Origin of the sequence: Geobacillus sp. DSP4a, from assembly GCF_013096875.1 — a bacterium.
GTDB classification, from domain to species: Bacteria; Bacillota; Bacilli; order Bacillales; family Anoxybacillaceae; genus Geobacillus; species Geobacillus thermophilus.
The window spans coordinates 1-256 of record NZ_SDLD01000281.1 but is presented as its reverse complement, the minus strand read 5'-3'; the positions used below and the strand labels follow the sequence as shown (position 1 = coordinate 256).

The window sequence follows — 256 nt, the reverse complement described above, 5'->3', positions numbered from 1 at the left end:
GTTGCCATGTTTCCGCATAGCCAATGACAAGTTTGCCAATTTGATTTTCAATACAGTAGTTAATGATGTAACGGCAAGTCTTGTTGATATAATCATTCACTTTATTATTGCGATTCATAGCAAGCAACGCCTGTTTACGAGTGGTGCCTTTGATTTTTTGCTTATCTTTCATGCTTTGAAGTCTGGCATTTTCTTTGTTAAACCATTGATTTATACTTTTTAATCTCCGCCCATCAATGATGAATGATCTGCCGTC

Annotated in this window: 1 protein-coding gene; it reads right to left on the bottom strand. The window is 36.3% G+C overall.

From position 1 onward, the window contains the following. On the bottom strand, window positions 1–256 hold a 256-nt coding region (locus ETC02_RS17350), incomplete at both ends, for a transposase (RefSeq protein WP_171698513.1).